Source organism: Chryseobacterium sp. IHB B 17019, from assembly GCF_001456155.1.
Lineage (GTDB): Bacteria > Bacteroidota > Bacteroidia > Flavobacteriales > Weeksellaceae > Chryseobacterium.
Genome location: NZ_CP013293.1, coordinates 1,826,327 through 1,840,173 on the forward strand (window position 1 = coordinate 1,826,327; position 13,847 = coordinate 1,840,173).

Consider the following 13,847-nt stretch of genomic DNA (forward strand, 5'->3'; position numbering starts at 1 on the left):
AATATTGTTAAGCAAAAAGATAGATTTAATTAAAACTGTTTGAAATTTATGTTAGGATGCTTCGACTATGCTCAATATCTCGATTTTTAAATTAAACCATCATTAACAAAAAAAGAGAGACAAAAGCCTCTCTTAATTTAAATATTTAAATGATTAAATCTTTTAATCAACTATTACATATGAATCGGTCTTTTCGCCGTAGCATCCAACGCCGCTTCTTTGATAGCTTCTGCATAGGTCGGGTGTGCGTGAGAACTTCTTGCGATATCTTCAGCACTTGCACGGAATTCCATAGCAATTACCCCTTCTGCAATAAGGTCGGCAGCTCTAGCTCCGATGATGTGCATTCCTAAAACTTCATCAGTTTTTTCATCTGCAATGATTTTAACCAAACCATCAACATCACCGCTCGCACGGCTTCTTCCTAAAGCTCTCATTGGGAAAGATCCCACTTTGTAAGCTACTCCTTCTTCCTTCAATTGCTCTTCAGTTTTACCAACTCCCGCAACTTCCGGCCAAGTGTACACAACGCCAGGAATTAAATTATAATTGATATGAGGTTTTTGTCCAGCTAAAGTTTCAGCAACAAAAACTCCTTCCTCTTCCGCTTTGTGAGCCAACATTGCTCCTTTGATAACGTCACCGATTGCGTAGATGTTTGCAACATTCGTCTGCAAATGATCATTTACTTTTACTCTTCCTCTTTCGTCAAGCTCAACACCTGCTTTTTCAAGTCCAAGTCCGTCCGTGTAAGGTTTTCTACCTACAGAAACTAAGCAATAATCACCTTCAACTGTTACTTCTTCTCCTTTTTTGCCTTTAGCAGTTACTTTTACAGAATCTCCATTTCTTTCAACCGCTGAAACAGCCGTAGAAAGCATGAATTTCATTCCTTGCTTTTTCAAAACTTTAGTTAATTCCTTACTTAAAGCTCCGTCCATTCCCGGAATGATTTTATCCATAAACTCAACAACAGTTACCTGAGCGCCCAGTCTTAAATAAACAGAACCAAGCTCAAGACCTATAACTCCACCACCGATTACCACTAAATGCTTAGGAATTTCCTTAAGATTTAATGCTTCCGTAGAAGTAATCACTCTTTCTTTATCCAAAGTAATGAAAGGCAAAGATGATGGTTTAGAACCCGTTGCGATGATTGTATATTTGGATTCTATGGTTTCTGTAGAACCGTCGTTTTTTGTCACTTTAATCTGAGTTGCAGATTCGAAGCTTCCGACACCTTCAAAAACAGTGATTTTGTTTTTGTTCATCAGGTAGCTGATTCCGTCTGTATTTTGCTTGATGACTTCATTTTTACGCTCAATCATTCTAGCAATGTCCGCCTGAGGCTCATTGATAATGATTCCGTGACCTGCGAAGTTGTGCTTTGCATTTTCAAAATGTTCAGAGCTGTCCAAAAGCGCTTTTGAAGGAATACATCCCACGTTAAGACAAGTTCCTCCCAAAGTTGGATATTTTTCAATAATTGCTGTTGTGAAACCTAATTGTGCAGCACGGATTGCAGCAACGTAACCACCAGGACCAGAACCGATTACGGTAACATCGAATTGACTCATGTTATTTTATGAATTTGTTTATTATTATCTTACTTAATTCTTACAAATTTACAGATTAATTACCAAGTGAGAAAGTGAGATTTGTCAAATTTTAGAATGGATGCTGGATGTTGGGTGATGAAAGTTGAATTGTTTACGATATCTTCCTATCTCCAGCTTCAAACTTCAAGTCTGTTTACAAATCTACATTCACCTTTCCTTGCCCGAATTTTCCTGTACTTTCAAAATAGGAACCCCCATACAGATACCATTCAAGATTTTCCAGATATTCTATGGTGTTTTCCGGTGTTATTTGCGGACGTTCTTTTTTTGAAACGATTCCTCTGTACCATCTTCCGGAATTAGAAAAATGCTCAAATTCAACAAGATAATTGACCCATATTCTCTGACAAAGTTTGCACTGTAAAATACTTACCTCTCCATATCTTCCGTTGGTATGATCTATACCTAATTCGGAACTTCTGAAATCTGTATAGTTGAAAGGAGGTTTTTCACAAGTACATCCTAGTTTCGGAATTTTTTTCATTAATGAAATATTGATTTTTTTAGATAAAATTAATTAAGATAAAATGTAAGAAAATGACAATCTATAATAAAAAATACTGCAACTATTTCGTTAAATCCAGCAAAAGCTTCTCATACTTATCCAAAATAATATCTTTTGAAAACCGCGATCTGATAGAACTTTTTATAGCATCTTTATCATAGGTCTGATGAAGAATTCTCATTATTTTTTGCGAAAATTCTTCGTGATTTTCAATATTTGAAATTTCACCATTAATATTATACTGGATAATTTCGTTGATCCCGCCCGGACAGTTATTAGCTAAAGAATAGGCTCCACAGGCTCCTGCTTCCAATAAAACATTGGGAAAACCTTCATATCTTGAAGATAGGATAAACAAGTCTGCATATTTCAGAAATTGATATGGATTTTCCTGTCTTCCATGGAAATAAACATTTTTCAGGCCTAAAAAATCCTTCATCTGATGCAGCATCTCCCTATCTTTGCCGTCTCCTAAAATATGTAGTAAAATATTTTCATTTTTAAGTCTGGAAAAAACTTTCAGCAAATTATCAAAACCCTTTCGGGCAGATAAATTCCCAATTGCTACAACGTTTTTATAATTATATTTAAAACATTCAGGTTTTGGGGAAACGGTGAGCTTTTCATCAATAAAATCAAAATCTACGGGATTATTTATTTTGATAATTTTACTTGACTGAATTCTGAAATTCTTCGTTAAATCTTTCAACATATCATCACTTTGCGCAATGATTTTATCATAGTTGTTGTAAAAATTATAGAAAAATTTTATCTCCTTTCTGGTAACATGTTCCGTGACTACATTGGTTTCCCTGGCAATGAATTTCGTTCTTGGAAAAAGCTTGATAAATAAAGATAAATACGCATTTACCTCACCGAAACCGGAAAATACAATATCAGGTTTTCTCCTGTAAATCTCACCTAAAATAGGCTTTAATGAATGTCTGATTCTTTCTGTGTTGATATCAATAATTTCCACATCATCTTTTACAAGATTGAGATATCCGCCCTGTTTACGTAAAAGCAAAATCTTAGGCTCGAATCGATCTCGGGAGAGGTGATTCGCAATAGTGGTAATAATCCTTTCTGCGCCTCCGGTTTCAAGGTCCGGCAGAATAAATATGACAGAAATCTTTTTCATCAATGTAAAATTAGTAAAAAGTTTTGGTAACCTTGAATCTTAACATGAATTAATCTTTTTTAGTTCAATACTTTCTGAATAAGAACATTTAAGTTTGAAGATGCTTGATTTTTATCAATACTCCCTTGTGATCCTGAAAGGATCTAACCAAAATTTGAAACGCCTTGTAAAGATGCTTTCAGCATGACAAACTTTTTGATTATTTTTCTTGTTTATTAAATTATACGAAACCAAATAATTATTAAAAAAGAAACTCTTCCAGGGAAGAATTTCTTTCAAATTATTTCGTTATTGTTTAAAATCACTTAGTTGGCAACGTCGCTGATGAATTTTATTCTCAACATCCTCACTTCTTCATCAGAAAGTTCGTCCCCGAATTCATCGAGTAAAACTTTCATGCTGTCACTTTCGGATTCAGTCATGAATTCCATGAAGCCGTCGACAATATCTTCATCAAAATTATCTTCAATGTAATAGTCGATATTCAATTTAGTACCCTGATAGACAATGCTTTCCATTTCTTTCAACAGTTCATCCATTGAAAGGTTTTTAGCTCTGGCAATATCTTCAAGGTCAATTTTTTTATCGGTACTCTGGATGATGAATACTTTATGGCTGGATTTATTCGCCACTTGTTTCAATACCATATCCTGAGTGCGTTCGATATTATTTTCTTCTACATATTTACTGATAAAATCCGCGAATTCCTTCCCATATTTTTTAGCCTTTCCTTCCCCAACTCCATAGATTTTTGCAATTTCTTCAACAGTAATCGGGTACTGAACCGTCATATCTTCCAGACTTGGGTCCATAAAAACTGTATAGGGTGGAATTCCGTGTTTTTTTGCTACTTTTTTACGTAAATCCTTTAATAAAGTAAATAAATTCTGATCCAAACCTCCTGTTGACTGCATCTGGATCTGATCACTTTCAGCTTTCGTTTGGGTAAGATCAAATTCCCGGTCTTCCGCAATTAAAAATGAATGTTCCAGTTTTCCTTCTAAAACCAACTTCCCTTTTTCGGAGATCTTTAAAACACCATACGTTTCAATATCTTTTAATAAGAAATTCTGAACTGTCGCCTGTCTTAAAACCGTTTTCCAATGATTGTCTTTTTCCTCTTTTCCGAAGCCGAAATAAGGACTATGCTCTAGTTTATAAGATTTGGTTACGGCATTTTCTTTTCCTGCAATCACAGAAATTAAATCTTTAGATTTGAATTTTTCCCCAGTATCCCGGATAAGTTCGAGTACTTTTTTCAAATCAGCGGTTGCGTCTTTTAATTTTGGTGGATTTGTGGAATTGTCGCACATTTTTGCGCCATCACCATTAATTGGGTCAAAATTTTCTCCAAAATAATATAAAATATACTGTCGTCTGCTCATTGAAGTTTCGGCATAGCCAACGACTTCATTTAAAAGCTGCAACCCTATTTCTCTCTCGGAAACAGGTTTTTGGGCAAGAAATTTTTCCAGTTTTTCAATATCTTTCGGATCGTAGAACGCCAGACAGTGGCCTTCACCGCCATCCCGTCCCGCACGGCCGGTTTCCTGGTAGTAACTTTCAAGGGATTTCGGGAAATCGTAATGGATCACAAAACGCACATCCGGCTTGTCGATTCCCATCCCAAATGCAATCGTCGCAACAATTACATCAGCTTCTTCCATTAAAAATTTGTCCTGATTGGCAACCCTTATTTTTTGGTCGAGACCGGCGTGGTAAGGCAGAGCATTGATTCCGTTTACCTGCAAAAGCTGGGCAAATTCTTCCACCTTTCTTCGGCTTAAACAGTAAACAATTCCTGATTTTGTTTTATTATGATTGATAAATTTAACGATCTCTTTATCTACATTGACTTTCGGGCGTACTTCATAATACAGGTTCGGCCTGTTGAAGCTTTCCTTGAAAACCAGGGCATTCGCCATTCCCAATGTTTTTTGGATATCATCCTGAACCTTAGGAGTTGCGGTTGCCGTTAATGCAATTACGGGTACATCGGCAATTTTATCAATAATGGACTTCAAATTCCTGTACTCGGGCCTGAAGTCGTGTCCCCATTCTGATATACAGTGGGCCTCGTCAATAGCAACAAAAGATATTTTTACATCTTTTAAAAAGTCCAGATAATCTTCCTTGATCAACGATTCCGGGGCGACATATAAAAGTTTTGTCTTACCACTTTTGATGTCGTCGAAGACCTGTTTGGTTTGTGTTTTATTTAATGATGAATTTAAAACGTGTGCCACTCCGTCATCAGATGAAAGGCCGTTTACAGCATCTACCTGATTCTTCATTAATGCTATTAAGGGAGAAACTACAATTGCAGTACCTTCCGAAATAAGTGCCGGAAGCTGATAACATAAGGATTTCCCACCTCCTGTAGGCATTAAGACAAATATATCCTTCCCTTCTAACAGGTTTTCTATAATTTGTTCTTGCTGGCCTTTAAAAGTAGAAAACCCGAAATATTTTTTCAACTCGCCTGATAAATTGGCTTTTTTTGCGCTCATCTAATTTTCTATTGCTAAATTTGCATCCAATCCAAAGTTATGAATTTTTCGCTTAAAATAAAAGCGAACGGATTTATTAAGAATAAAACTTATATTAAATATTCTTTTTTAAATATAACATTTTTTAAGAGATTTTTTGTATAGCCCCTAAAAATAAAATGGAAAGAGCCAACATTATTTCAATAGCAAGAACAACTTTAGAAATAGAGATTGCTGAACTTAAAAAACTAAAAAACAGACTTGACGATCAATTTGCGAAAGCTGTAGAAATCATACATTCTGCGAAGGGAAAGCTGATCGTTGTAGGAATCGGGAAATCGGCGCATGTCGGAAATAAAATCGTTGCAACATTAAATTCCACGGGAACTCCCGCTCAATTTTTACACGCCTCGGAAGCCATCCACGGCGATTTGGGGGTCATCCAGAAACAAGATGTTGTTTTGTGTATTTCAAACTCTGGAAATTCACCGGAAATTGTAAACCTTGTTCCTTATTTAAAGGATTATTCTTCCGCATTAATTGGGATGACAGGAAATAAATCAAGCAAACTGGCAGAATTCTCTGAAGTAATTTTAGATACGCATGTTGATATGGAAGCCTGCCCGAACAAACTGGCTCCTACAAGTTCAACAACCTTACAAATGGCTCTGGGAGATGCTTTGGCCGTTTCTTTAATGGAAATGAATGATTTTAAAGCCAATGATTTTGCAAAATTCCATCCGGGAGGAAGCTTAGGGAAAAATTTAATCTCGAAAGTTGACGATTTCCTGTCTTCACAAAAACCTCAGGTAACGGAAAATGATACCGTAAAAGATGTCATTATTTCCATCAGCGGATCGAGACACGGAATTACGGTGGTAACGAATGAAGATGCAATTATCGGAGTAATTACAGACGGAGATCTGAGAAGAATGCTGATGAAAGGTGATGACATTTCTAAAGTTCTGGCAAAAGACATTATGTCTGCCCATCCAAAAACGATTGAAAGAACAGCCTTGGCAAAAGAAGCCATGAAAATCCTGAAAGAAAATAACATCGGCCAACTTATCGTAACCGAAAACGGAAAATATTTCGGGATTATTGATCTGCATAAATTGCTTGATGAGGGGATTAATTAGGCTGGAAGTTTGAGGTTGTAGACGTGAGGTTTATATTGTTTAAGGTTACAAATTTATCTTTTTTATAGTTTAAAGTCAGGTTAACTGAGATTTGAAAGATCTCTATTAATAAACTTAAAATATTTAATTTTAACGTAAAATATTTAACTTCCATCTTCCCGCTCCCGGCTTCCATCTTTAATAAAATATTTCATAAATTTGAGCCTTAAAAATTTTATTCTGTGAGTGATGCTAAAGACATGTCTTTCTGGGGACATATTGGAGAATTAAGAGGTCACCTTATCCGCTCTATTATTGCTATTATAATTGCTGCAGTGGTCATCGGCTTTAATATCAACTGGATTATGGACCATATCTTTTTTGGCCCTACCAGAAATGATTTTGCGACTTTCGAGATTGTCAACCACTTTTCTAAAATGATTTTAGGAGAAGAAAGCATTCACCTTCCAAAAGATTTTCCTGTACGTGCCAGTAAGCTTTACCAGCAGTTTAATGTGATGATGGCGGTTTCCATCTTCGGAGGAATTGTGGCTGCTTTCCCGTATATTGTCTGGGAACTTTGGCGATTTATCAGTCCGGCCCTGCATCCGAAGGAAAGAAAAAATTCAATCTTTATTATCAATTCGGTTTGGATTTTATTTATGACGGGTGTTTTATGCGGATATTATTTAATTCTTCCTTTTGCCGTTAATTTCGGGGTTATTTTTAAAATTTCAGACATTATTATTCCTCTTTACGATCTGAGTGATTATACGACATTGTTTTTACAGGTAGTTTTGGGTATGGGAGTGATTTTCCTTTTCCCCGTACTTATTTATTTCCTTACAACGATTGGGATCTTGACTCCAATGTTTATGAGAACTTATCGCCGTCACGCTATTGTTTTAATTATGGTTGTGGCTGCAATTATCACTCCTGCCGACGTTTTGAGTATGTTGATGGCGGCTTTCCCGTTGCTTTTATTGTATGAATTCAGTATTCTGATGTGTTCTTATACCTATAAAAGAGTTCAAAAATCAGCTGGAAATTTACCGGTTGTACAGAAATAAAATATCAAAAATTTAAAATAATATATTCCCGCAGATTGATTCTTCGGGATTTTTTTTGAGCTATTTCCCGCTTTCCGCACTCGCTATTTCCTGTTTTTTTCGGGGCGGCGGCTTTGCCGCCGCCCCGAAAAAAACAGGAAATGAGCTCAAACAAATGCTGCAATCGGGGCTAGGGTTCAGGACGGGTGGCTTCGAGAACCTCAGCCACCAAAGAACTTTTTGTCGTTTTATCAATGTTAACTAACCCCCGTTTGTCATCCTGAAAGGGTCTAAGCAAAGTATTAGACACGGGTCTGGAAGATTTGTGGCTGGATCCTTTCAGGATGACAGGTAATTATTACGTTAATTATGTTGAGCTTCAATAATTTTACCATTTCGGGAACTTACAATCAATTAATTTTCTATTTTTGAAAAGATTAATTCAATTTAAATGAAAAAGCTGTCGTATACACTTTTGTTTGCCTCCGGACTTATCTTCGGACAGTTCTTTGAGAAAGATAAAACATTCACAAAACAAGATACATTAAAGGGTTCCAATACAAAATTCCGGAATTTTTGGGATGTCAAGAAATATAATCTTTCCGTAGAGCCGGATTTTGAACAGAAAAGTATCAAAGGAAACAATACAATCAGTTTTGAAATTATAAAAGACGCTGCAAATCCCACATTTCAAATTGATTTACAACAACCGATGAAAGCTGATAAAGTGGAAGCAAGTTTCCTGATAGCAGAATATAAACAGGATGGTGATTTTATTTGGATTAAAACCAATAAAAACTTTAAAAAGGGAGAAAAATATACTATTAATGTCACTTACTCCGGAAACCCTACGATTGCAAAAAATGCTCCTTGGGACGGAGGTTGGGTTTTCACAAAAGATGAAAAAGGAAATCCGTGGATGAGCGTTGCTGACGAAGGAATCGGGGCATCTATCTGGCTTCCGACAAAAGATATCTGGAGCGATGAACCAGACAACGGTGTTATTATGAAAATTATCACTCCGAAAGATTTAGTAGGTATCGGAAACGGAAAGTTAATTGATAAAAAAACTCAGGGTGATAAAATTGCTTACAGCTGGGAAGTGAAAAATCCCATCAATGCCTACTCTATCATTCCGAATATTGGAAAATATGTAAATTTTAAAGATACTTACAAAGGCGAAAAAGGAACGCTGGATCTGGATTACTGGGTACTGGATTATAATTTAGATAAAGCAAAAAAACAATTCCAGCAAGTAAAACCGATGCTTTCGGCATTTGAATATTGGTTTGGGCCGTATCCTTTTTATGAAGACTCTTACAAGCTTGTTGACTCACCGTATTTAGGCATGGAACACCAAAGTAATGTTGCCTATGGAAACGGGTATCAAAACGGATATCTTGGAAGAGATTTGTCCGGAACGGGAGTTGGACTGAACTGGGATTATATCATCATTCATGAAAGCGGCCATGAGTGGTTTGCAAACAATATCACGGCAAAAGATCAGGCGGATATGTGGGTGCATGAAGGTTTCACGATGTATTCCGAAGTGCTTTTTACCGAAAAATATATGGATAAAAAATCTGCGGATATTTATATGCAGGGAATCCATAAAACGATCAATAATGACATTCCTATTATCGGAAAATATGGCGTAAGAAATGAAGGCAGCGGCGATATGTATCCAAAAGGAGCAAGCATGCTGCACACCATTCGTCAGGTTATTAATAATGATGATAAATTCAGACAGATCTTAAGAGGATTAAATAAAGATTTCTATCACCAAACCGTTACCACACAACAGGTTGAGGATTATATTTCAAAAAAATCGGGGATAGATTTTTCAAGTATTTTTAATCAATATTTAAGAACTACAAAAGTTCCGGTTTTAGAATATGTTCAAAAAGGAGAAGAAATGAAATTCCGTTATACAGATGTAGTTAAAGGCTTTAATCTTCCGATCAGAATTGGCGAACAAACCATCAACCCTACCGAACAATGGCAGACTGTAAAACTGAAGAAAGGAGGTTCCATTGATTTCAATAAAAATTATTATATCAATTATAAAAAAGTGCAATAAATAAAGCAATATTGCCTGAATAATCTTATATCAGTTTTAAAAATTATTTTTTTAGCAAGCATAAAAAACCGTCCCCGATAAAGGAGACGGTTTTTATTTAACCCTTTTATTAATATGTTAATTTATAAGAGGTAGCCGCATCAAGATTCACTCCTGTAACTACTTTTTCACTCATCAATTTATCATCGACAAATATTTTTACAGTCATCATCGATGCAGGATTCGTTCCTGTTGCTTTTACATTGATAGATGCTGTATTCATAGTTCCCACAGCAGCTATGGTTTGATATTCTTTAGTAAATACCTGACCTACCGGAGGGATGGTTTTATCCGCTATTTCTACAATATCATAATATGTACCTCCTGTGATAGTACCTCCCAAAACAATTTCAGCTTTGTAGGTAATTTTGTGCGCCATTGAAGGTGTCACTTCTCTGTCATCATCACATGATATAGTTGTCGAAAATAAAGCACCTGCTAAAACTGCGGTAACGGCTCCTCTAAAAAGTTTTGAGCCTAAAAAATTTTGTCTCATAATTTATATTTTTCACAAAGAAACAAAACATTAAACGTTTATTTTACATTTTAAATATATTTATGATTTCGGCTAAATTATCTTAATTTATTGTAAAATTCTCAAAAAATAAACTTTTATTTTATCTACAAGCCATAACATTATATAAATTTTACAACAATTAAATTTTTAATTAAAAAAAATTATTATTTTATCCAAAAATAAATTTAACTAATAAAATTTATGTTAAATAAGTATGTGTTTTATCCACTTTTTAGCAACTACTAAATTATAATATAAACACAATGAAAAAATAGCATAAGCATAAAAAAGCTTCCTCGTAATGTCGAGGAAGCCTAGTAATTATATTAACTATTATTAATATTTATATATCGTCGTAAGACCTGCCTGAAGACTTTGACCTGTTACCACACTTTCATTTTTCAATGTACCATCTACATAAATCTGTAATTTTAGTGTTGAAGAAGCATTTGCTCCCGTAGCATTTACTACTACTCGAACTGCGCCATCATACCCCTGTGTTCCTATGGTTGTTACTTCTTTTGTCCATTTTTCTCCACTTGCTGTAAAATTTTCATATTCCTCATCAGCATAAAATGAATGTTTTCCACCCGTAATATTGCTTCCTGTTGATGCTTCTGCTTTAACTAAAATTTTGTGGTTAATTCTCGGTGCAGGCTCATCATCATGGCTACAAGATAATACTGTTGCGAACACTGTTCCTGCTAATAATGCAGATTTTGCTACTCTAAGTGTAGAGTTTAAGAAATTGTTTTTCATTTTTTGTATTTTTTAAGTTAATTTTTAGTCAAAATTCATGCCAAGATTAAACGTTTCATCTTTTTCTGTATTTTTATATTGACTCAACGGTTTTGGCTTAATTGTTTATAACGATACCAGATATTAATTATCGTTTTGTTTAAAAATGTTTTACATAATTCAGATCTTGCTACACAAGGTACAGTGATTAAAAAATTGTTGTTCATAATTTTGAATTTACTATCAGGAAAACGACGGCTATAAAATTATATTGCATTTAAAATATCAGTCGATTATATTTGAAAAAACCTTAAAATTCCACAAAAAGCATTGATCACTAAAAAAAATTATGGCATTTTATTTTATATGGAATAATTTTATTTCCTCTTGAAAGTTTTTCTTTAAATTTTATTTTGAAAAGAAACTAAATATCTTTTAATTTTAACATTTATTATTAAGTTTTAAATTAATTCTTGAACATTTGTAACAAAATGATTTTAAAAGCAACTATTTGTATATATAATTTAAACAATGAAAAAAATAGCACTAAGCTTGGGTATATTGACTGCATTTCTCGTTAATGCCCAGTCTATCAAAACAACAATTGACCTTGTCAATGTAAAAGATGATAAAGTTGCCGTTACAATGGAATTTCCGAAAATGAAATCCGGCGACGTAAAGTTTCATTTTCCAAAAACCGTTCCCGGAACTTATTCCGTGGATGATTACGGAAGATTTGTAGAAGGAATAAAATTTTATGATAATAAAGGAAAGGAACTGGCTTTTACAAAAGTAGGAGACAATACCTATACCCTTAAAAATGCTCAGAATTTAACAAAAGTAACCTATCTGGTAAACGACAGTTTTGATGATGAGATGGATTCTTCAAAACATAAAGCCGTATTTTCCCCTTCTGGAACGGACATCGAAGCCGGAAAAGTGTATATGGTAAATACACACGGTTTTATTGGATATATCGACAATATGCAGGATGTTCCTTATCAATTAGTAATTCAGAAACCGACTGATTTCTACGGAACAACCGCTTTAGTAGATCAGGATAAGTCTGAATCTACGGATACGTTTACCCTGGCAAATTATGCAAAGCTTACGGACTCTCCTTTGATGTACACAAAACCTGATTACATCACGTTTAATGCAGGCGGAATGGATCTTGTTCTGGGCGTTTATTCTCCGACGGGAAAATATAAAGCTGCTGATTTTAAAGAAAATTTAGAAAAAATGGTAGTGGCTCAGAAGAAATTTTTGGGTGACATGAATACCAACAAAAAATATGCGATCATGCTCTACCTTTCAGGAGGTGACGGGCCGCAGATCAAAGGTTTCGGAGCATTGGAACACCATGAATCTACGAGTGTTGTCCTTCCTGAAATGATGCCGAAAGAAGCCATTGATAAAACCATTACAGACGTAGTTTCCCACGAGTTTTTCCACACGGTAAATCCTTTGAAAACGCACTCGGAAGAGATTCATTATTTCGATTATGCAGACCCGAAAATGTCTCAACACCTTTGGATGTATGAAGGCGGAACGGAATATTTTGCCAATTTATTCCAGATTCAGGAAGGTCTGATTACTAAAGATGAGTTCCTTCAAAGAATTAACGAAAAAATTACAAACTCCAAGAGCTACAACGACACCATGCCTTTCACGGTGATGAGTAAAAATATTCTTAAGGACGAATACAAAGATCAATACAGAAACGTTTACGAAAAAGGAACACTTTTGACGATGTGCCTTGATATTGAATTAAGAAAACTGTCAAACGGTGAAATGGGTTACCGCGATATGATCAGAAAATTATCGCAAAGATTCGGTGAAAACAAGCCGTTTAAAGATGATAAGCTGATTGATGAATTGGTAGCAGTAACAGGATATCCTCAGGTGAGAGATTTCTACAACAAATACATTGCCGGAAGCCAGCCAACGCCTTATGCAGATTACCTGAACCAGGTGGGAGTAGAAATTAAAAAGCAGGAAACGCCACCAATTTTCTGGTTTATTAAAAATCCGGAACAAACGGGTTACAACGATAAAAACAATACTTTTATTTTCGATGAAAGTTCGGCTTTATCATCTTTTGCAAAGAGTATAGGCTTCAAAATAACCGACGAAATTGTAGCATTGGATGGGAAAACAATTAATGTTCAGAATATTCAGGATTTCATTGGGTATTCTAAAACAATTAAAGAAGGCCAGAATGTGACAGTAACCGTTTTAAGAAACAACGGCGGAAAATCTGAAAAAATTGATCTTAAAGGAAAAGCAATTTTAGATAAAATGACAGTGGAAACATTGCAATATAAAGCTAATCCTACTCCGGCAGAACTGAAGCTGCAGACGCAGTGGCTGACTGGAAAGAAATAATTTTTGATTTAATTTAAATGAATATTAGCGGGGAATTTTCTCCGCTTTTTGTTTTAAACACTAATGAGCACAAATATTTTCACTAATTACACAAATTTGATGATAAATAAAAACATAATTTAATCGTGCTTATTTGTGAAAGATTAGTGAGAATGGTGTTTAAA

The 13,847-nt window shown here is 35.0% G+C and carries 10 protein-coding genes; 4 read left to right on the top strand and 6 right to left on the bottom strand.

Annotated features, from left to right (window positions below; translation table 11 throughout):
* Positions 1–173: 173 nt before the first annotated feature.
* From lpdA to recQ, 4 genes are all read right to left on the bottom strand, one after another.
* Positions 174–1,577 (bottom strand): dihydrolipoyl dehydrogenase, encoded by a 1,404-nt coding sequence (gene lpdA / locus ATE47_RS08430; RefSeq protein WP_062161549.1) that lies wholly within the window; start codon positions 1,575–1,577, stop codon positions 174–176.
* Positions 1,578–1,752: 175 nt separating this feature from the next.
* Positions 1,753–2,103 (bottom strand): hypothetical protein, encoded by a 351-nt coding sequence (locus ATE47_RS08435; RefSeq protein ID WP_062161550.1) that lies wholly within the window; start codon positions 2,101–2,103, stop codon positions 1,753–1,755.
* A gap of 82 nt (positions 2,104–2,185) precedes the next feature.
* Positions 2,186–3,265 carry a glycosyltransferase gene (locus ATE47_RS08440; RefSeq protein ID WP_062161551.1) on the bottom strand — a complete coding sequence of 360 codons (1,080 nt, stop codon included), beginning with the start codon at positions 3,263–3,265 and terminating at the stop codon, positions 2,186–2,188.
* Positions 3,266–3,570: 305 nt separating this feature from the next.
* A complete protein-coding gene (gene recQ, locus ATE47_RS08445; RefSeq protein ID WP_062161552.1) occupies positions 3,571–5,775 on the bottom strand; it encodes a DNA helicase RecQ in 2,205 nt (734 codons plus the stop codon).
* Positions 5,776–5,933: 158 nt separating this feature from the next.
* Here recQ and ATE47_RS08450 point away from each other — a divergent pair, with 158 nt between their 5' ends.
* The 3 genes from ATE47_RS08450 (at position 5,934) to ATE47_RS08465 (ending at position 10,001) form a co-directional block, all read left to right on the top strand.
* The gene (locus ATE47_RS08450; RefSeq protein WP_062161553.1) at positions 5,934–6,893 is read left to right on the top strand and encodes a KpsF/GutQ family sugar-phosphate isomerase; all 960 of its coding nucleotides are present in this window, start codon (positions 5,934–5,936) and stop codon (positions 6,891–6,893) included.
* A gap of 221 nt (positions 6,894–7,114) precedes the next feature.
* Positions 7,115–7,942 (top strand): twin-arginine translocase subunit TatC, encoded by an 828-nt coding sequence (tatC, locus tag ATE47_RS08460; RefSeq protein WP_181898009.1) that lies wholly within the window; start codon positions 7,115–7,117, stop codon positions 7,940–7,942.
* A 430-nt stretch (positions 7,943–8,372) separates the two neighbouring features.
* Entirely contained in the window at positions 8,373–10,001 is a 1,629-nt protein-coding gene (locus ATE47_RS08465) for a M1 family metallopeptidase (RefSeq protein ID WP_062161555.1), read from the top strand.
* Positions 10,002–10,110: 109 nt separating this feature from the next.
* Here the strand turns inward: ATE47_RS08465 and ATE47_RS08470 are convergent, their stop codons facing one another.
* Both ATE47_RS08470 and ATE47_RS08475 read right to left on the bottom strand, forming a co-directional pair.
* Positions 10,111–10,536: a hypothetical protein gene (locus ATE47_RS08470; protein ID WP_062161556.1), complete on the bottom strand. Its 426-nt coding sequence runs from the start codon at positions 10,534–10,536 to the stop codon at positions 10,111–10,113.
* A gap of 357 nt (positions 10,537–10,893) precedes the next feature.
* Entirely contained in the window at positions 10,894–11,316 is a 423-nt protein-coding gene (locus tag ATE47_RS08475; RefSeq protein WP_062161557.1) for a hypothetical protein, read from the bottom strand.
* Positions 11,317–11,826: 510 nt separating this feature from the next.
* Between ATE47_RS08475 and ATE47_RS08480 the strand changes: the two genes are divergently transcribed.
* Positions 11,827–13,683, top strand: a complete 1,857-nt coding sequence (locus ATE47_RS08480; RefSeq protein ID WP_062161558.1) for a M61 family metallopeptidase — start codon at positions 11,827–11,829, stop codon at positions 13,681–13,683.
* Positions 13,684–13,847 lie beyond the last annotated feature (164 nt).

What these genes read in the sequence shown, in the direction of transcription:
- ATE47_RS08480 (WP_062161558.1), top strand. Translation starts at nt 11,827, where the DNA reads ATGAAAAAAATAGCACTAAGCTTGGGTATATTGACTGCATTTCTCGTT.
- ATE47_RS08475 (WP_062161557.1), bottom strand. Translation starts at nt 11,316, where the DNA reads ATGAAAAACAATTTCTTAAACTCTACACTTAGAGTAGCAAAATCTGCA.
- ATE47_RS08470 (WP_062161556.1), bottom strand. Translation starts at nt 10,536, where the DNA reads ATGAGACAAAATTTTTTAGGCTCAAAACTTTTTAGAGGAGCCGTTACC.
- lpdA (WP_062161549.1), bottom strand. Translation starts at nt 1,577, where the DNA reads ATGAGTCAATTCGATGTTACCGTAATCGGTTCTGGTCCTGGTGGTTAC.
- ATE47_RS08465 (WP_062161555.1), top strand. Translation starts at nt 8,373, where the DNA reads ATGAAAAAGCTGTCGTATACACTTTTGTTTGCCTCCGGACTTATCTTC.
- ATE47_RS08440 (WP_062161551.1), bottom strand. Translation starts at nt 3,265, where the DNA reads ATGAAAAAGATTTCTGTCATATTTATTCTGCCGGACCTTGAAACCGGA.
- recQ (WP_062161552.1), bottom strand. Translation starts at nt 5,775, where the DNA reads ATGAGCGCAAAAAAAGCCAATTTATCAGGCGAGTTGAAAAAATATTTC.
- ATE47_RS08450 (WP_062161553.1), top strand. Translation starts at nt 5,934, where the DNA reads ATGGAAAGAGCCAACATTATTTCAATAGCAAGAACAACTTTAGAAATA.
- ATE47_RS08435 (WP_062161550.1), bottom strand. Translation starts at nt 2,103, where the DNA reads ATGAAAAAAATTCCGAAACTAGGATGTACTTGTGAAAAACCTCCTTTC.